At 73.0% G+C, this 18,337-nt stretch carries 10 protein-coding genes; 6 read left to right on the top strand and 4 right to left on the bottom strand.

Annotated elements, in window-relative coordinates:
* Positions 1 to 18 precede the first annotated feature (18 nt).
* From AQJ64_RS38095 to AQJ64_RS38085, 3 genes are read right to left on the bottom strand one after another with little or no spacing between them, the layout of a single operon-like run.
* Positions 19 to 915, bottom strand: coding sequence for a carbohydrate ABC transporter permease (locus AQJ64_RS38095; RefSeq protein WP_079062180.1), 897 nt, complete (start codon positions 913 to 915; stop codon positions 19 to 21).
* On the bottom strand, positions 915 to 1,778 hold the full coding sequence (locus AQJ64_RS38090; protein ID WP_055637106.1) for a carbohydrate ABC transporter permease: 864 nt from the start codon (positions 1,776 to 1,778) through the stop codon (positions 915 to 917). The genes AQJ64_RS38095 and AQJ64_RS38090 overlap by 1 nt, the downstream gene beginning before the upstream one ends.
* 59 nt (positions 1,779 to 1,837) lie before the next feature.
* A complete protein-coding gene (locus AQJ64_RS38085; protein ID WP_055637107.1) occupies positions 1,838 to 3,214 on the bottom strand; it encodes an extracellular solute-binding protein in 1,377 nt (458 codons plus the stop codon).
* A gap of 253 nt (positions 3,215 to 3,467) precedes the next feature.
* Here AQJ64_RS38085 and AQJ64_RS38080 point away from each other — a divergent pair, with 253 nt between their 5' ends.
* Positions 3,468 to 4,712 (top strand): ROK family transcriptional regulator, encoded by a 1,245-nt coding sequence (locus tag AQJ64_RS38080; protein ID WP_240512856.1) that lies wholly within the window; start codon positions 3,468 to 3,470, stop codon positions 4,710 to 4,712.
* A 527-nt stretch (positions 4,713 to 5,239) separates the two neighbouring features.
* On the opposite strand, the gene AQJ64_RS38075 is transcribed toward AQJ64_RS38080, so the two are convergent.
* Positions 5,240 to 6,778, bottom strand: coding sequence for an MFS transporter (locus AQJ64_RS38075; RefSeq protein ID WP_055638450.1), 1,539 nt, complete (start codon positions 6,776 to 6,778; stop codon positions 5,240 to 5,242).
* Positions 6,779 to 7,031: 253 nt separating this feature from the next.
* Here AQJ64_RS38075 and AQJ64_RS38070 point away from each other — a divergent pair, with 253 nt between their 5' ends.
* The 5 genes from AQJ64_RS38070 (at position 7,032) to AQJ64_RS38050 (ending at position 18,300) form a co-directional block, all read left to right on the top strand.
* Positions 7,032 to 12,188, top strand: a complete 5,157-nt coding sequence (locus AQJ64_RS38070; protein WP_157881166.1) for a hypothetical protein — start codon at positions 7,032 to 7,034, stop codon at positions 12,186 to 12,188.
* A gap of 102 nt (positions 12,189 to 12,290) precedes the next feature.
* Entirely contained in the window at positions 12,291 to 13,769 is a 1,479-nt protein-coding gene (locus AQJ64_RS38065; RefSeq protein WP_055638448.1) for a glutamate-cysteine ligase family protein, read from the top strand.
* A gap of 38 nt (positions 13,770 to 13,807) precedes the next feature.
* A complete protein-coding gene (locus tag AQJ64_RS38060) occupies positions 13,808 to 15,487 on the top strand; it encodes an FAD-dependent monooxygenase (RefSeq protein ID WP_055638447.1) in 1,680 nt (559 codons plus the stop codon).
* A gap of 108 nt (positions 15,488 to 15,595) precedes the next feature.
* Positions 15,596 to 16,927: an MFS transporter gene (locus AQJ64_RS38055; RefSeq protein ID WP_055638446.1), complete on the top strand. Its 1,332-nt coding sequence runs from the start codon at positions 15,596 to 15,598 to the stop codon at positions 16,925 to 16,927.
* Positions 16,924 to 18,300 carry an alpha/beta hydrolase family protein gene (locus AQJ64_RS38050; protein ID WP_055638445.1) on the top strand — a complete coding sequence of 459 codons (1,377 nt, stop codon included), beginning with the start codon at positions 16,924 to 16,926 and terminating at the stop codon, positions 18,298 to 18,300. The genes AQJ64_RS38055 and AQJ64_RS38050 overlap by 4 nt, the downstream gene beginning before the upstream one ends.
* Positions 18,301 to 18,337: the final 37 nt, after the last annotated feature.

Raw genomic sequence — 18,337 nt, 5'->3', positions numbered from 1 at the left:
GGGTCGTGGGAGGGGTGCTCATCCCTTGAGGGCGCCGCCGAGGGCGAAGCCGCCGCCGAGCTTGCGGGAGAGCAGCAGGTAGAGCATGACGACGGGCAGCGAGTAGAGGAGCGAGAAGGCGGAGAGCTGTCCGTACTGCGTCTGGTCGTGGGCGCTGAGGAAGGTGAACACGCTGACGGACGCGGGGAGTTTCTCCGGGGACAGCAGCAGGATGAAGGGGACGAAGAAGTTCCCCCACATGCCGATGAAGGTGAAGATGGTGACCACGGTGACGCCGGGGCGCATCAGCGGCAGGACGACCCGCCACAGCACCTGCATCGCGTTGGCGCCGTCGATACGCGCCGCCTCCTCCAGGACGATCGGCACGCCGTCCATGAAGTTCTTCATCAGCCAGATCCCGAACGGCAGCGCGGACGCGGCCAGGAACAGGGTCGTGCCGGGCATCGAGTCGATCAGGTTCACCTGCACGAACATGCTGTAGACCGGGATCATCACGGCGGTGATGGGCAGTCCGGTGGAGAACAGGATCGTGTAGAGGAACGGCCGGCGCAGCCGGGAGCGGTAGCGGGACAGCGGGTAGGCCGCGAGGATCGAGACGACGACGGTGATCAGGGTGCCGAAGCCGCACAGGAGCAGGCTGTTGAGCATCGGCCGGTAGGTGGTGTCGACGTTCAGGATCGCGTCGAAGTTGTCGAGGGTGAAGGTGTCCGGCCACTTCAGCCGGAAGGTGTTGAGGTTGCTGACGGAGGCGAGGGCCATCCACAGCAGGGGCAGGACGTAGGTCACCGACACCGCCAGCAGGACGAGGTTCACCCCCAGCCGGCCGAGGCGGGAGCGGCGTCGCGGGGACGCGGGGCGGGTGGCGGACCGGTCGCGGCGGGCGGAGCCGGTGGGCGTTTCGACGGCGACGGCCATCACTCGTCCTCCAGTCGGAGCAGCCGGATGTACACGGCGGAGAACAGGGCGCCGACCACCAGCAGCACGAGCGCGATGGCGGTGCCGTATCCGATGAGGCTGTTCTGGAACGCCTGTTGGTACATGAACACGGGAAGGGTCTCGCTCTTGTTGCCGGGGCCGCCGCGGGTCATGGTGTAGATCAGGCCGAAGACGGAGAGCGTCTGGAGCGTGATCAGCATCAGGTTGGTCAGGATCGACCGGCGGATGACCGGCAGGGTGACCCGCCACAGCCGCTGCCAGGGGCCCGCGCCGTCCATCTCGGCGGCCTCGACGAGTTCTCTCGGCACGTCGTTGAGGGCGGCGGAGAAGACCATCATCGAGAAGGCGGTGCCGCGCCAGACGTTGGCCAGGCAGACCGCGAGGATCGGCAGGGTGTAGAGCCAGTTCTGCCGCGGCAGGTGCAGGGCCGCCAGGAGCGAGTTGAGGGATCCCTGGTCGTAGAAGAAGGCGTACATCAGGTAGCCGGCGACGACCTCGGGCAGTACCCAGGCGGCGATGACCACGCCGTTGGTGAGCGAGCGGACCGGCTTGGACGCCTTCTCCATCAGGACGGCCAGGGCCAGTCCCAGGGTGTTCTGTCCGACGACCGCGGAGCCGATCACGAACACCAGCGTGAGGCGTACGGAGTTGAGGAAGTCGGAGTCGCCGAAGGCGCGGGTGAAGTTGTCGAGGCCGGTGAAGTGGGTGCCGGAGGCACCGGTCAACTGCATGTCGGTGAAGGCGTAGTACACGCAGTAGGCGATCGGGCCGGCGAGGAAGACGACCAGCAGGACCACCGCCGGCAGCAGCGGCAGGCCCCGCAGGAGGCCGCGGACGGGCACGGGGACCCCGCGGGACCGGCGGTGGCCGTCGGTCCCGCGGGGAGCTTGGGCGAGTGCGGTCACGAGGTGCCCTTGGCCGTCTTGTCGTCACCCACGGCGGCCGCCACGTCGCTGTCGTAGGTGGCGGCGGCCTTGTCGACCGAGGCCTGGCCGGTGGTCACGGACTCCATGGCCTTCTGGATGGCGGTGGAGACCTGGTTGTAGGTGGGCAGGCCCGGCCGGTAGTGGGTGTCGGCGACGAGGGCGGTGAAGAACTCGTTGGTGGGGACGGACTTCAGGTACGTCTCGTCGGTGGCGACGTCGGTGCGGGTGGCGATGGTGGCGTTGAGGGCGTTCCACTTCGCCGAGTTGGTCTTCGTCTGGATGGACTCCAGGAACTTCCAGGCGAGGTCGGCGTTGCCCGCCTTCGCGGGGATCGACCAGGCCCAGCCGCCTGACATCGATGTCTTCCCGGGCGCCTGTCCGTTCTGCGTCGGCATGGCCGCCGTGCCCATGGTGCTCTCCCACGCGCTCCACGGCTTGGCGCTGGTCGAGCCCCAGTTGTTGGGCATCCAGGAACCGTCGATGTCGATGGCGAGCTTGCCCTCGGGGATCAGCTCGGTGCCGACGGTGGTGCCGAAGTTGGCGCCGAGGGCCTGGTCCACGGACGGGCCGAGCTTCTCGCTGAAGACGGTGTGGACGAACCCCAGCGCGTCCTTGAAGCCCTGGCTCCCGACGACCCACTTCTTCTGGCTCGCGTCGTAGAGGGACTTGTCGCCGGCCGGGGTGCCGTACAGGAGCATCTCGAAGCCCTGCATGGAGGAGGCCTCGCCGCCGGCGGTGCCGGTGTAGATGTTCATGGGGGTGACGCCGGGCAGCTTCGCCTTGATCTTTCTGGCGGCGGCGAGGACGTCGTCCCAGGTCTTGGGCTGCCAGGGCACGGAGATCCCGGCCTTGGCGAGGAGCGTCTTGTTGTACCAGATCCCGCGGGTGTCGGTGTTGTCCGGGACGCCGTACACCTTGCCGTCGGAGGCGCCGGTGACCGCGCCCTTGGCGGCGGTGGCGTACTGCGACCAGTCGGCCCACTTCGCGGTGTAGGCGTCGAGGGGCTTGAGGTAGCCGCCCGCGATGTCGGAGTTGATCAGCGCGGTGTCCTCGTAGACCAGGTCGGGGGCGGTCGAGGGGGACCGCATCATGAGCTGGATCTTGGTGTAGTAGTCGTTCTCGGAAGCGGTGACGGGGACGAGCTTCACCGTGGTGCCGGGGTTGGCCTTGGTGAACTCCTTGACCATCGAGGCGAGGTAGTTCGCCTGGAGCTTGTTGCTGCTGTTGAGGTTCTGCCAGTAGACGACCTTGACGGTTTTGCCGGAGCTCCCGGAGGAGCCCGATCCGCAGGCGGTCGCGGTGAGCGCGGTGGCGGCGGTGAGGGCGGTGACGATGGCGAGTTTCGAGCGCACTGGGGTTTCCTCCGGAACGAAAAAACCTGTGGGAAGCCGCGCGGGACGCGGACGCGCCGGCTCGGTGCGGGCGGCGCCTCCCTCGCGTCACCCTGCGCGTCCGGTCCGTTCGACCCGGTTTGGTGGGCGACAGCTAAATCCAATGGATGGATTAAGTCAACGCTTCCGGCATGTAAACTTCCGGCCGTGCGGCGTGATGTGATGGCGGGAACGTCGCGATGTGGACATGAGGCGGGGGTCAGGTGATGGACAGGTGACGAGGCTCGGCGGCACGAATCTGCCGCGGGTGGGCGGCTACAACCAGGCCGTGGTGCTGGACGCCATCCGCACACGCGGCGCGGTCAGCCGTGTCGAGCTGGCCGCGCTCACCGGCCTGACCAACCAGACCGTGTCGAACGTCGTCCGCAAGCTGCTCGACGCCGGTCTGGTCACCGAGACCGGGCACGCCCCGTCCAGCGGCGGCAAGCGCCGCACGCTGCTCTCGCCCCGCCCGGACGGCGCGTACGCGGTCGGCGTCCATCTCGATCCCGACTCGGCCGTGATCGTGCTGGTGAACCTGGCGGGCGAGGTGATCGTCAGCCGCCGGCTGCGGCTCACCGCGCCGGACGTCCCCGCCGACGTCGTGGACCGGGTCTCCCGTGCGGTGCAGCGCCTGATCGTCCGCTCCGCGGTGGACCCGGCCCGGCTGCTCGGCCTGGGCATCGCCGCGCCCGGCCCGATCGACGGCTCCTCGGGCTGTGTCGTCAGGCCGCCGAACCTTCCCGGCTGGGACCGGGTGCCGCTCGTCGAGATGTTCGCCAAGGCCACCGGTCTGCCCGTCGCGCTGGACAACGACGCGACGGCCGCCGCGATAGGCGAGCGCTGGATCGGCGGCGAGGCGCGGGCCGGCAGCTTCCTGTTCATCTACCTGGGGACCGGCATCGGCGCCGGGATCGTCCTCAACAACACGGTCCTGCACGGGGATTCGGGCAACGCCGGGGAGTTCGGCCATATGCCCGTCGAACCCGGCGACCGGGTCTGCCACTGCGGCGCCACCGACTGCCTCGGCCCCTACTGCAGCCCGGCCGCGATCATCGACGACCTGCTGCGGCGCTACGGCCCGGTCGCCGCCGACCGCATCGGGGTGACCGGTGCCGCCGCCTCCCTCCACGACGACTGGAAGGCGCTGCGCCGGGCCGCCCGCGCCGGTGACCCCGACGCCGAGGACGTCGTACGACGCGCCGCTCGCCTGATCGCGCAGGCCACGCGCGGTGCGGCCAGCCTGCTGGACGTCGGCCGGGTCGTCCTCGGCGGGGAGGCACTGCGCGGCATCGAGCCGATCCTGCTGGAGGAGATCGACAGCGCCGTCAACCGCACCTCGGTGGCCCGCTCCATCCGCCCCGTGGTGATCGAGCAGAGCGTCATCGGCGACACGGTGGGGGCGATCGGGGCGGCCTCACTGGTCCTGCACGGGAACTACGCACCGGGCTGGCGAATGCTCACGGACGGGGCGGGCTGAGGGCACCCGCCGGAGCGGGGGTGGCACAGAAGCTCACGCATGCCTGTCCCGAACGGGGGCCCACCGCTGTGATCGGCTCTGGGGGGCAAGCCGACGCGATGCCAGTCCCGGACGGCCGCCTCGGTCACTCCTGCGGGGGGCCGAAATCGACGCGATGCCAGTCCCGGACGGCCGCCGACCGCCGCGGTCACCCCTGCGGGGCCAGGGCGGGGCGGTACCCGGTCCCAGACGGGGGCCCACCGCCACGCTCAACCCTGCGGGAGCGAGAACGGCGCAGTACCAAATCCCGGACGAGGGCTCCCACGCTCCCCCTGCGGAGCCGAGGGCGGCGCGGTGCCGGATCCCGAGCCGCGCTCAGCCCTGCGGGGGCGAGGGCGGGGCGGCACGGGGTCCCGGACGAGAGCCCACCCCCACGCTCCCCCCTGCGGAGCCGAGGGCGGCGCGGTGCCGGATCCCGAGCCGCGCTCAGCCCTGCGGGGGCGAGGGCGGGGCAGCACGGGGTCCCGGACGAGGGCCCGACTCCGCGCTCAACCCTGCGGGAGCGAGGGCGGCGGGGTGGCGGTCTCCGGGATGGTTCGGCCTCCGTGGTCGCCCGGGTGGCGTAGGGCGCAGAGGAAGCCGATGGCGAGGGCGACGGCCATGCCGTAGAAGACCCATTGGTTCGCTTCCGCGAAGTCCATACGGATCGCGGACATGGCGTCCCGCATGGTGGTCGCGACCGGCCCGGTGCCGGTGGGGGTGCGCGCGTCGCCGTTGCCGGTGATCGCCTGGGTCACGTCCCGAGCCACGGAGTGCGCCGTGTCGGACGGCACCCCGCGTGTCTCGAGGGTGTCCACGACGTGGTCGTTCATGGAGTGGGTCAGCATGGTGCCGTAGACGGCCAGGCCGACGCTGGCCGCGTAGTTGCGGACGGTCTGGGTGATGCCGGTGACCTCGCCGTAGGAGGCGTCGATCGCGCGGTTGACGGCGTCCGTGGAGGCCGGGGCGAGGATGAAGCCGATGCCCGCGCCGGCCAGGGCGGCGTAGGGCCACTGGTCGTGCATGGACAGGTCGGTGAGTTTGCCGGCCCACAGCGCGAAGCCGACGGCGCCGACCACGCAGCCGGTCTTCATCGCCGGGCGGGCGCCCCGCTTGTCGAGGATGCGGCCGCCCCACTGGGAGGCGACGGCGAACCCGACGAAGAAGTACAGCAGATACAGGGCGGCCTGGTTCGGCGAGGCGCTGAGGGAGACCTGGGCGTACACGGATGCGAAGAAGAAGACCGGGACGAACGCCAGCATGGCGAAGAACAGCACCAGCGTGTCCACGGTGAAGGCGCGGTCGCGGAAGACCGCGAGGTCGACCAGCGGGTGGCGAGTGCGTGGTTCGAGGCGGCGGAAGACGTACAGGACGGCGAGGCCGCCCACGATGCAGGCCCAGGTCGCGGCGCTGTCCCAGCCCCAGACCGAGGCCTGCTGGAAACCGAGGACGCTCACGCCCATGCCGACGGCGATGAGCAGCGCGCCCCGGACGTCGAGCGGCTCGTCGCGGCGCCGGTCGGAGATCCGGGCGAGCGCGGTGAGGATCAGTGCGACGAGCGCGACGGGGACGTTGACCCAGAAGATCGCCCGCCAGGTCCAGTCGGTCAGCCAGCCGCCGAGCAGCGGGCCGAGCGCGGTGAGGGCACCGGTGATGCCGAAGAACAGGGCGAGGGCCCGCCCCCGCCGCTCGACGGGGAACACCGCGACGACGACGGCGAGCGCGGCCGGGAAGAGCAGCGCGGCCCCCAGTCCCTGGGTCGCCCGGAAGACGATCAGCCAGGTCAGCGCGTAGTCCCCGGTGGGGACGCAGCCGCACAGCACCGAGGAGATCACGAAGATCAGCGTGCCCGCGACGACCACGCGGCGCGGGCCCCACAGATCGGCGAGGCGGCCGCCGAGGGCGAAGAACGCGGCCAGGGCCAGCAGATAGGCGTTGACCACCCACTGCATGCCGGAGCTGGACAGTCCGAGTTCGGAGACGATGTCCGGCGCCGCGATCGACACGATCGTCTGATCGATGAAGGTCATGGCGACCGCGAACATCATGGCGGCGAGCGCCAGCGGCTGGGAGGCCGCGCGCCCGGCACCGAGCGCGCTCTCGTCGCGTCGCGTGTGCGTTCGACTCACCCGGCCAGTCTGCGACGGCCGGCGCGCAGGCGCACTCCGAGCCGGGGCGCCGGGCGAGCGGCGAGGGCCGGAAAGGTTCCCGATGACGGCTTGAACGACCCCCGGACGTACGGCAGTTGAACACTCGGCGCGCGGCCCGCAGGGGACGCGGGGCGTCCTTACGCTGACGCGCGTGCGAGATCCACTCCAGGCGGACCACGACCGCCACGGCACCCCCCGATCCTCCTTGACGGCTCCGGCGCCCCGCTCGGCCGGCCGCCGCGGTCGCCCGAACCCCCTGCTGGGGTTGCAGCAGACGGCCGGCAACGCGGCGACCGTCGCCGCCCTGGGCGCGGCGGGGACGTCCACCGCTCGCGGCCGCTCCCCGATGGCGGCGCTGCCGGCCGTCGTCGAGGAGGGAGCCCTGGAACTCCCGCCGTATCTGTGGGACATGACGGCGCCGGGGCTGTCCACGGCGTACGGTCTCACCGGCGACGCGTTCGTCACCGCCACCCTGGCCGACGCCGTCGGGCGCCGCGACGGCGTGGTCGCGGAGATCGCCGCCGAACTCGCCGGGCGGCCCGAGTCCTTCTACGGGAGCGGCCGGGCCTTCGCCGTGACCGGTGCGCGGGGCACGGACCGCTACGACGTCACGGTCCGCGTCTCCCGCGCCGACGACGACCGGCACGCCCTCTTCTCCCCCGACGGTCCCGGCGCCGAGGACGCCGCCACCAAGGTGGACGTGCAGCACAACACCGCCGCCACGGTCGCCCAGAGCACGGGCTCGTCCGCGTCGAAGGGCGCCGCCTTCACCGCGTTCGGGATGGCACCGGTGGCGCCGGGCGTCTGGGTCGGCGGAGCGGCGACCGTCAACGCCCAGCCCTTCCAGTCCTCCCGGGACTCCCGCAGCCAGCGGAACATCGCGGAGCCGCGCGTCCTGCGCAGCGACAAGGGGTCCGTCGAGGTGCCGCGCAAGGTCCGCTACCGCGTGCGGATCATGAAGGACGGCGCACGGGAGGCCCAGCACTTCAGCGGGCCCGGCACGCTCACCATGCGGGTGCCGGTGGAGCATCTGGTGCCGGCCGCCGCCGGGCCGGCGCCCCGCCCGGCTCCGGTGGCCCCCGACACCGCGCGGGCGGTGTCGCTGGCCGACTCCATGGCCCCGCTCGCCGTCTCCGACACCGCCGCCCCGCACCAGGGCGGGGGCGGGCTGTTCGACGCGGTCGCCTCGGCCCTGCACCCGTCGCTGACCTGGCCCGGCGCACCCGGCCGGGCCCGGCTGTACGAGGCCACGGCCACCGCGACCGTGCTGGAGGACCTGCCCCGGCTGCTGCGGGACGGGGTCGTGGGCGAGGACCTGACCAGCCGGGACGGCACCACCACGGGCACCTACCGGATGCACGCCACGATCACCGGACTGGCCCCCGGCTGGAGCACCGGCAAGACACAGCTGCGCACCCACCAGCAGGCGCAGCACGGGGTGACGGACACCGCGGGCAAGGGGCGCGGCGGCACGTTCGGCGTCGGCCCCGCGGGCGGCTTCGGTGTCCTGGGCAACGCGGCAGCCGTCCGGGGCACCGTCATGCCCGTCGCGGGCGCGCGCCAGACCCGGTTCAGTGTGGCCGAGCAGACCGTGTCCAGCCGGCAGGGCGCGGAGGTGCGCGGCGACAAGGTGCTCTATCTGGGCACGGTGCTCTTCACGATCGAGGGCACCGGCCCCTCGTCGCCCCTCACCCGGGCCCGCGGCGGCGGTCGTACCGCGCACCACGGCATGCAGGTCTGGATCAGCCTGCGCGCCGACGAGGCCCAGGAGCTGGGGCTGCCGCTGCCGGAGGGCGTGACGGCCGGGGAGTTCGTCAGGCGTCCGCCACAGGTCCCGCAGGACACCGAGGGCGAGCAGCGGCAGGGGGTAGGGGACACGAAGGGCAAGGCCCGGGCGACCTCGCGGGACACGGCCGGGCAGGAGGCGGCCGGGCAGGAGGCGGCCGGGCAGGAGGCGGCCGGGAGCGAGGCCGCCCCCGGGCACGTCGTACGGCATCTGCCCTTCGGCGCGATGGGCTCCAGTGTGGCGATCAGCCGGCTGGACACCGCGCCGATGATGCGGGCCGTACGGGAGCTGTTCGCGACGGACGCCCGGCTCGTCGGCTATCTGCCCGCCTTCGGCGAGGAGGCGCAGCCGCGTGAGCCCGGCGCGGAGGAGGCGGAGGTCCAGCGGCGCAACTACCGCGAGCTGGTCACCGTCCTGTCGGAGACCAATCTGCGCGTCCACAAGGACCAGTTGCTGTCGACCGGCATCCGGGTACGGCTGCGCCGCAAGTCCCGCCTCCACACCCACGACGTCCAGCTGAGGGTGACCGGCTCGCTCCGGGAGACCGGCCACCTGGGCGACATCAAGGACTGGCTGGTGCGCAGCCACTCCGGTGTCACCAGCAACCTCCAGAGCGGGCGGGCCAGTTCGCGCAGTGTCGGCGGGATGGCACTGGGTCAGTTCCGGCTGATCCCGGGTGCCCTCACACTGTCGGCGCGGGGCGAGAAGGGCCGTACGACGACCCGGCGCGGCCAGGCGGGGCCGACCCTGCGCACCGATGTCCTCACCAACGGGTCCGAGGACGCGAGCGTGTTCGGCGGCGCGCTGAGCCTGAACGTCGGCGTGACGATGACGACCCGGCAGCGCAAGACGGCCCGCTCCCTCACGCCCGGCGCGCCGGGCCGGGACGTGCCCGAGCCCGAGTTGCTGACGACGCTGCCCGTCGACGCGCAGGACGTGCGGCTGCTCACCCCCACCGCGTTCACCCTGGACGACGAGGCCAAGGGACGGCTGGACGCCGGGACCTCCGCGCGCACGGCCGGCCGGGCCGGCGCACCCGCCGACTTCGCGGCGGCGGGCATCGGCGATCTGGCCGGCCTCGCCCCTCGGCAGCCGGGTGGGCGCAGTGTTCGGGACTGGACGCTGGTGGAGACCGTCGGGGACGGGCAGCCGCTGCGGGACCTGGCGTTCGAGCTGCTGGCGCGGGCGGCCGCCCGCAACCAGGAGGCACGGGAGGACCGGGCGCTCCAGACGGAGGGGCTCGCACCCCGGCTGGCGATCGAGGAGCGGTTCGCTCCGCAGGCGGTGACGGCGGCGCTGCGGCAGGCCGTCTCCGCGGGCTGGGTGGTGCGGAACCTGCGGTACGCGCGGCGGCTGGCCGCGCTGAACGGCGCCGTCGGCACCCGCCTCGCGCTGACCGCGCCACGGGTCGTCCACCAGGGCACCGGGGCGGGCACCGAGACCTTCGTGCTGGGCGGACACCAGGTGACGGGGCAGGAGGGCATGAGCCACACGGTCTCGGCGCAGGGCGGCCTGACGGGAGCGGAGAACGGCACCGAGTGGCGTATCGCCGAGGGGGTCATGGCCGGCCGTTCCCTGGGCAGCGGCGACACCACGGCGTCCACCCTGGTCGGCACCGTCGAACGCAACGCGCACACCTCGCGCAAGAGCCCGCTGTACCTGGTCCAGTGCGACCTGGTGGTGCGGATGGTCGCCGAGGTCGCGGTGGCCGGCGGCGGTCCGTACGTGGCGCGGGGCGGCCGTACCGTGCCGGCGGCCGTCGGTGTGTGGCTGACCGAGCGGCAGCTGCGCGCGGCGGGTCTGAAGGTGCCGGGCGAGGAGGGGCGCGAGGCCGCCTCCGGGTCGGGCACCTCGTCGGCGAAGCAGGACAGCGGCGCGAAGGCCGCCGGGAAGAGCCACGCCCCGGAGACCTCCGGTGGCGCGTCCGCGGGCTCGTCCATGCTGCCGCCGGTCACGGTCCCGGCCCTCGCGCAGTCGCTCCCCCTGGGCTTCGGCATGATCGAGGACCTGCCGGACTTCGTGCCGCTGCTGGACCGGATCCGCGGCCGGCTGGGGGCCTCCCTCGCCGACGACCTGCTGCCGCGCACGCGGCTGACCGACCGCAACGACAATGTGCAGCGGCTGTTGCGGGTGCTGGACCGGGACGGTTCGGCGGGTCTGCTGTCGAGCGCCATGGACGGCGGCGTGGACGTCGAGCTGTTCGACGGGCGCAAGCGGCCGTACCGGGCGGTGTTCGGCATCCGCAGGACCGGGCGGGGCAGCTTCGTCGAGACGGCGTCCGACGGCCGGGACATGGAGTACATCACCTCCGCCGCCGCCCAGCGGGCCGCCGCCCACGACGAGAGCGACACCCGGGGCGTCGAGGCGGTCCTCGCGGGTTCCGGGAAGCCGGACGGCGGCACCGGTCAGGTGAAGAGCGTCGGCGCGGCCGCCGGTCTCGGCGTCTCGGCGAGCGACGCCCGCCGTTCGACGAGCGTCGGGCGGGCCCAGCTCGGGGTGAAGACCGTCGCCGAGGCGTCGGCCGCGCCGTCGGCCCGGATGCACGTACCGATCGAGGCGACGCTTCAGATCTTCTCGGGCAACCGCCGGGTCGCCCTGGCGCGTCTGGACGGTCTGAGCCTGACGCACCGCGTCCTGGCGGCCGATCTGCGGGCGCTCGCGCGGCTCGCGCCCGTGCCGCCGCAGCAGGTCGGCCGGCACGCGGCCGACCCCGAGGAGGGCGGCGCCGACCGGCTCGGCCCGTGGCGGCGCACCGGGGCCCGGCTGCCCATGGAGGCGCAGGTCAACGGGTTCACGGGCACACCCCGGGTGCGGCAGGCGGTGGACGACGCGGTCGCGCGGGCGGGCGGGAGCGCCCGGTTCCGGACCGGCGGCGAGGCGGCGTTCCATCTGCTGCGCGAGGCCGTGTCCACGGAGTGGCTGATCGCGGCCCTGCCCCTGCTGACCTCGGCGGGCGTGGATCTTCCGCCGGTCCACGCGACCGGTGCGACGGGGCAGGACCTGCGCACCTCGCTGCACGCCCGGCTGCGCGCCGGGCGGGTGCTGGGCGTCGGGGACAAGATGACCTTCGAGACGGTGGCGCAGAGCGGGCTGGACGCGCCCCGGCCGACGGGTGCGGACGGTCAGCAGGCGAACGAGCACGGCAGGTCGGCGCGCGGTCTCTTCGGTGCGGGCACGCTGAACGCCGACGAGTTCCGGATGAACCAGCTCCTCGGTGTCGTGGACGGGTCCGGCAGCGCCGCCTCGACGGCGGCGAACGCGGCCGGTTCCCTGCCGCTGCACAAGCCCAAGTCCGAAGCGGTTCTGGTGCAGTTCACGCTGGACGTCCGGGTGGTGGCGGAGGTGACCGACCGGGTGCGCTCCGGAAAGCGGTCGACGGCCGTGCGGGACGTGACGCTGCCCGACCCGGTCGTCATCCGGATGCCGGCACCCGCGGTACGCCGCATGCTGTCCGACCCGGCCCACGCCGCGCTGCTGCGGGACCCGCAGAACCACCTCCGTACCCGCCCGGACGCCGACTGACCGAGAGCTCCCCGGGCGGCCACCCCTTCCTCGCATGGTCGACGGCGAGGGGTGGTGGGACGCTGGAGGTGAGGGGCGTCCTCGGAGCAGCCGGGAGGATCGATGGGGCGTGACGTCCCGGCGCTGGTCTTCACCCGCGAGGACCGTCGCCGCTACCGGATCAAGATGCAGGAGTGCCTGGAGGTCCTCGCGCAGATGCTGCGCGAGGAGCGGTTCGAGTCGGAGCGGCCCCGGGTGGGGCTGGAGATCGAGCTGAACCTGGTCGACGACGAGGCCGAGCCGGCGATGCGCAACAGCGAGGTGCTGGAGGCGATCGCCGACCCGGCGTGGTCGACCGAACTGGGCCGGTTCAACCTGGAGATCAATGTGCCGCCCCGGCGGCTGACGGAGGGCGGCCCCGACGCCTGGGAGTCCGAGATCCGGGACGCGCTGAACCACGCCGACCAGCGGGCCAGGACCGCCGACGCCCGGCTCATCATGATCGGCATCCTGCCCACCCTGCGCCAGGAGGACGTCGGCGAGGACACCCTGTCGGAGAACGCGCGCTACCGGCTGCTCAACGACCAGGTCTTCGCGGCACGCGGCGAGGATCTGCGGATCGAGATGGACGGTGTCGACCGGCTGCGCACCTATGCCGACACGATCACCCCGGAGGCCGCCTGCACCAGTACCCAGTTCCATCTCCAGGTCTCCCCGCAGGAGTTCGCCGGCTACTGGAACGCCGCTCAGGCCATCGCCGGGGTACAGGTCGCGCTGGCGGCCAACTCGCCGTTCCTGTTCGGCAAGGAGCTGTGGCACGAGACCCGCGTCCCGCTGTTCGAGCAGGCCACCGACACCCGCCCGCAGGAGATCAAGGCGCAGGGCGTACGGCCCCGGGTGTGGTTCGGGGAGCGGTGGATCACCAGTGTGTTCGACCTGTTCGAAGAGAATCTGCGCTACTTCCCCGCGCTGCTGCCGCTCTGCGACGAGCAGGACCCGGCCCGGACCCTAGACGAGGGCGACATCCCCGAGCTGGGTGAGCTGACCCTGCACAACGGCACCATCTACCGCTGGAACCGCCCGGTCTACGCGGTCGCCCACGACCAGCCGCACGTCCGCGTGGAGAACCGCTGTCTGCCGGCCGGGCCGACCGTCGCCGACACCCTCGCCAACGGCGCGTTCTACTACGGGCTCACCCGTGCCCTGGTCGAGGAGGAGCGGCCGGTGTGGTCGCGGATGTCCTTCCAGGCCGCCGAGGACAATCTGCACACCGCCGCCCGCCACGGCATCGAGGCCCCGCTGTACTGGCCCGGCATGGGCGAGGTGCCGGTGCCGGAACTCGTCCTGCGCCGGCTGCTGCCGCTGGCGCACCGCGGCCTGGAGCTGTCGGGCATGGACGCGGCCTGGCGGGAGCCGCTGCTCGGCGTCATCGAACAGCGCTGTGTCACCGCGCGCAACGGGGCGGTCTGGCAGAAGGAGATGTTCCACCGCATCGGCGCGGCGGCACACCTGGACCGCCATGAGGCGCTGCGGCTGATGACCCAGCAGTACATCGACTACATGCATCTCAACGCCCCTGTGCACACCTGGCCGGTCGACTGACCGGTCGCTGAAACGCCCTCAGGCACCGGGAGGCACCCGTGGCGCACACACCGACCGTCGACGTGCTGATCGCGGGGGCGGGCCCGGTCGGGCTCAGTGCCGCCGCCGAGCTGGGCCGGCACGGCGTCCGGTGTCGGCTGGTCGACCGGCTGCCGGCCCGGCTGCCGTACGCGAAGGCGGTCGGCATCCAGCCGCGCACCCTGGAGATCTGGGACCGGATGGGCCTGGCCCGTACGGTCCTGGAGGTGGCGGCCGTGGTGCGCGGCCAGCTGGTCCACGTCAACGGCCGGGAGACGGCGCGCATCGAGACGGCGCTGCCGCCCGAGGTGCCGTACGGCTTCGCCGCGCTGCCGCAGTACGAGACCGAACGGCTGCTGGAGGAGTACCTCACGGGCCTCGGCACGGTCGTCGAGCGCGGTACCGAGCTGCTGTCCTTCGGCCAGGACCCGGACGGGGTGACCGTACGGCTGCGGACCGCCTCCGGTGCCGGGGAGGAGCTGCGGGTGGGGTATCTCGTGGGCTGCGACGGGGCGCACAGCACGGTCCGCAAGGGGCTGGGGCTCGCCTTCGAGGGGGACGCCTTCGGCGAGGAGTACATGCTGGGCGATGTCGAGGCGGACTGGGATCTGCCGCACGGGTACGGCATCCGGTCCAGCCATCGCGCCGAGGACGGCAGCACGGACGATGTGCTGGTGTGCGTCCCGCTGCCGGGTGCCGGGCGTTACCGCATGTCGATGCTGGTGCCGCCGGAGCTGTCCACGCGGGCGTCCGGCACGGGGGACGGGGTCGCGCACGGTCTCGAGGGCGGGCGGGCACCCGAACTGTCGCATCTCCAGGCCGTCGTCGACCGGCTCGCCCCGAAGCGGGCCACCCTCTCCCGGCTGCGCTGGTCCTCGGTGTTCCGGATCAGCCATCGCATCGTGGACCGGTACGGCGACGGGCGGGTCTTCGTCGCGGGCGACGCCGCCCACATCCATCCGCCCACCGGCGCCCAGGGCATGAACACCGGGATCCAGGACGCCTGCAACCTGGCCTGGAAGCTCGCCCTCGTCGTCCGGGGGCAGGCCGGGACCGCGCTGCTGGAGACGTACGACGCCGAGCGCCGGCCGGTGGGCGAGGAGGTGGTCGGGCGGACCGTGCGGCACGCCACGCAGGGTTTCGAGGCCGACCCCGACGACCCGCGGACGATCCTGTTGCGCGAGGCCCAGCTGCTGGTGGGGTACCGGGGCGGCCCGCTCGCCGGCCGGCCGTACGGGCCCGCCGACGCGCCCCAGCCGGGCGACCGGGCACCGGACTGCACCGGACTGACGCTGCCCACGATGGCCTTCCCGCTGCGGCTGCTCGACGTCCTGCGCGGCCGGGCCGGGCACGTCGTACTCCTGTACGCCGCCCACGCGCACGACCTGGCCGAGGCGGCGGACGCGGTCGAATCCGTCGTGGAACCCCTGAGGGCGGCGAGCGGGAACGCGGCTGCCCGGCCGGCGACCGTGGCCGTCCTCGCCCGCGAGGCCGCCGCGGTCGCCCCCGACACGCTGGCCGTCGCCGCGTACCGCGACACCGGCGGGGAGTTCGCCCGGCTGTACCGGCCCGAAGGCCCGACCGGATACGTCGTCCGCCCGGACGGGCATCTCGGCGCGCGCTTCCCGCTCGCCGACACCGCCGCCGCCCTGTCCGAGCACCTCGCGGCGCTCTCCGTACGGCCCCCTGCGCCCGGGTGAACCGTCCGGATCCGGTCACACCTCAACGGATGTTGTGCACTTTCTTGACGAGCATCACGGGAGAGCCTAACTTCGCGGTGTCCCTCCCCCCGCTCAAGGGAGACCGCGATGTCCCCGTCCCCCGCACAGGCCCGCCAGTTGCGCCGGGTCGCCCTCTCCGGACTGCTCGGCACCGCCGTGGAGTTCTACGACTTCCTCGTCTACGGCACGGTCGCCGCCCTCGTGTTCGGCGAGCTGTTCTTCCCTGGCGCCGATCCCGCCGTCGGCACCATCGCCGCGTTCGGCACGTTCGCCGCCGGCTATGTCGCCCGCCCGCTCGGCGGCGTCCTCTTCGGTCACTTCGGCGACCGGCTCGGCCGCAAGTCGATGCTGCTGCTCACGATGGGCCTGATGGGCGGCGCCAGTTTCGTCATCGGTCTGCTGCCGACGTACGACACCATCGGCGTCTGGGCGCCGGTGCTGCTGATCACCCTGCGGGTGGTGCAGGGCATCGCCATCGGCGGTGAGTGGGGCGGCGCCACGCTGATGGTCGTCGAGCACGCCGGGGAGCGGCGGCGCGGCCTGTGGTCCAGCTTCACGCAGATGGGGGCTCCGCTCGGCTCCCTGATCTCCGCCGCGGTCGTCGCGCTCGTCGTCACCCTCCCGAAGGACGAGTTCGCCGCCTGGGGCTGGCGCGTGCCGTTCCTGCTGAGTGTGCTGCTGCTCGGCGTCGGGCTGTTCGTCCGGCTCCGGGTGGTGGAGAGCCCGCTCTTCGCCGAGGTGAAGCAGCGGCGCACCGAGGCCCGGCTGCCGGTCCTCGAGGTCCTGCGGCGGCCGCGTCCGGTGCTGCTGGCCTGCGGTGTCGGCATCGGCGCCTTCACCGCCCAGTCGCTGCTGACGAGCTATCTGATCGCCTACGCCACCGGCATCGGCTACGCCCGGCCGCAGGTGCTGACCGCGCTCACGGTCTCCGCCGCCGTCGCCCTGGCCGTCCTGCCCTGCGTCTCCGCGCTGTCCGACCGGGTCGGCCGCCGGCCGGTCGTGCTCGTCGGCGCCCTGGCTTCGGCGGCGCTGGCCTTCCCCGTCATGGCCCTCGTCGACACCGGGTCCCCGGGGCTGCTGATCCTCGCGGTGGTCCTCGGCCACGGCATCGCCCAGTCCACGATGTACGGGCCGCTGGGCGCCCTGTTCAGCGAGATGTTCGGCACCCGGGTCCGCTACACGGGCGCCTCCCTCGGCTACCAGGGCGCGACCCTGATCGGCGCGGGCTTCTCCCCGATGATCGCCGGCAGTCTGGTGGCCGGCAGCCACAGCGGCACCCCCGTGGCCCTGCTGCTGTGCGGCGGCTCCCTCGTCACCGCGCTGACCGTGTGCTTCGTCCGCGAGACCAGCCGTACGTCCCTCTCCGGCGACCTCGCCGAGAGCTCCTCCGCCCCCCACGCCCAGGAGATCACCGCATGACGACCCGCACCCGCACCGCCTCCGTGGCAGCGCTCCTGCTCACGCTCACCACACTGCCGGCCACGGCCCTGGCGGCGACGGCCGAGCCGGCCCACGTGGAGGGCCGGCTCCCCTCCGGGGCGACGTACCTGATGGACGTCCCCACCGACTGGAACGGCACGGTCCTGCTGTTCAGCCACGGCTACGCGGCCGGCCCGGCCAACCCCGCCCAGGACGCCCCCGACGACGCGACCAAGGCACTGCTCCTCCAGCAGGGCTACGCCCTCATCGGCTCGTCCTACGCCACCACCGGCTGGGCGGTCACCGACGCCGTCCCCGACCAGCTCGCCACCCTCACCACCTTCACCGAGCGGTTCGGCGCGGCCTCCCGCACGATCGCCTGGGGACGGTCGTACGGCGGACTCGTCACCACCGCCCTCGCCGAGCGCGCCCCGCAGCGCATCGACGGCTCGCTCTCCCTGTGCGGACTCGTCCACGGCGGCGTCGCCAACTGGAACAACACCCTCGACCCGGTCTTCGCCCTCAAGACCCTGCTCGCCCCGGACTCCGACCTCCCGCTCGTGGACCTCCCGGACCAGCGGACCGCCACCGCCGCGGCGACCGTGCTGACCGCGGCGGTCGACGCCGCGCAGACCACCGCCCGGGGCCGGGCCCGCATCGCGCTCGCCGCCGCCCTGCACAACATCCCCGTCTGGAACCAGCCCACGCAGGTCCGCCCCGCGGCGACGGACTGGGACGCCCAGCAGGCCAACCAGTACACGGCCGTCCGGGGCCTGCTGAACGCCGGCTTCAACCGGCGGCAGGAGGCCGAGGCCCGCGCCGGCGGCAACATGACGTGGAACACCGGCGTCGACTACGCGCGGCTCCTCGCCCGGTCGTCCGTACGCAAGGAGGTCACCGAGCTGTACAAGGAGGCCGGGCTGTCCCTGCGCACGGACCTGGCGGCCCTCAACCGCGCCCCGCGCATCGGCGCCGACCCGGACGCCGTCGCCTGGATGAGCCGGACCAGCTCCTTCACCGGGAAACTGACCAAGCCGCAGTTCTCCGTCCACACGATCGGCGACGCCCTGGTACCGGTGCAGACCGAGAGCGCCCTGCGCCGGGCCGTCACCGCCGCCGGGTCGTCGGCGCTGCTGCGGCAGGCGTACACCGACAACGCCGGGCACTGCACCTTCAGCGCCGCCGAACAGCTCGCCGCCCTGCACACCCTGGAGGACCGCCTCACCACCGGCCGCTGGCCGGCGACGGACGCCGGCGCGCTCAACTCCCGTGCGGTGGCGGCGGATTCCACGACACCCGCCCGCTACACCGCCTACCGCCCCGCCCCGTACCCACGGCCCTACGACCTTGCCCACCCGGCCGACGGCCGGTGACCTGGCACGACCGCCCGCGGCAGGACCGGCGGGCGGT

The sequence above is a fragment of the Streptomyces griseoruber genome (assembly GCF_001514205.1).
GTDB classification, from domain to species: Bacteria; Actinomycetota; Actinomycetes; order Streptomycetales; family Streptomycetaceae; genus Streptomyces; species Streptomyces griseoruber.
This window is presented reverse-complemented; position numbering and strand designations above follow the sequence as displayed.

Bases quoted from the DNA above. Each gene is read 5' to 3' on its own strand.
- AQJ64_RS38055 (WP_055638446.1), top strand. From the start codon at position 15,596: ATGTCCCCGTCCCCCGCACAGGCCCGCCAGTTGCGCCGGGTCGCCCTC.
- AQJ64_RS38075 (WP_055638450.1), bottom strand. From the start codon at position 6,778: ATGATGTTCGCGGTCGCCATGACCTTCATCGATCAGACGATCGTGTCG.
- AQJ64_RS38050 (WP_055638445.1), top strand. From the start codon at position 16,924: ATGACGACCCGCACCCGCACCGCCTCCGTGGCAGCGCTCCTGCTCACG.
- AQJ64_RS38095 (WP_079062180.1), bottom strand. From the start codon at position 915: ATGGCCGTCGCCGTCGAAACGCCCACCGGCTCCGCCCGCCGCGACCGG.
- AQJ64_RS38065 (WP_055638448.1), top strand. From the start codon at position 12,291: ATGGGGCGTGACGTCCCGGCGCTGGTCTTCACCCGCGAGGACCGTCGC.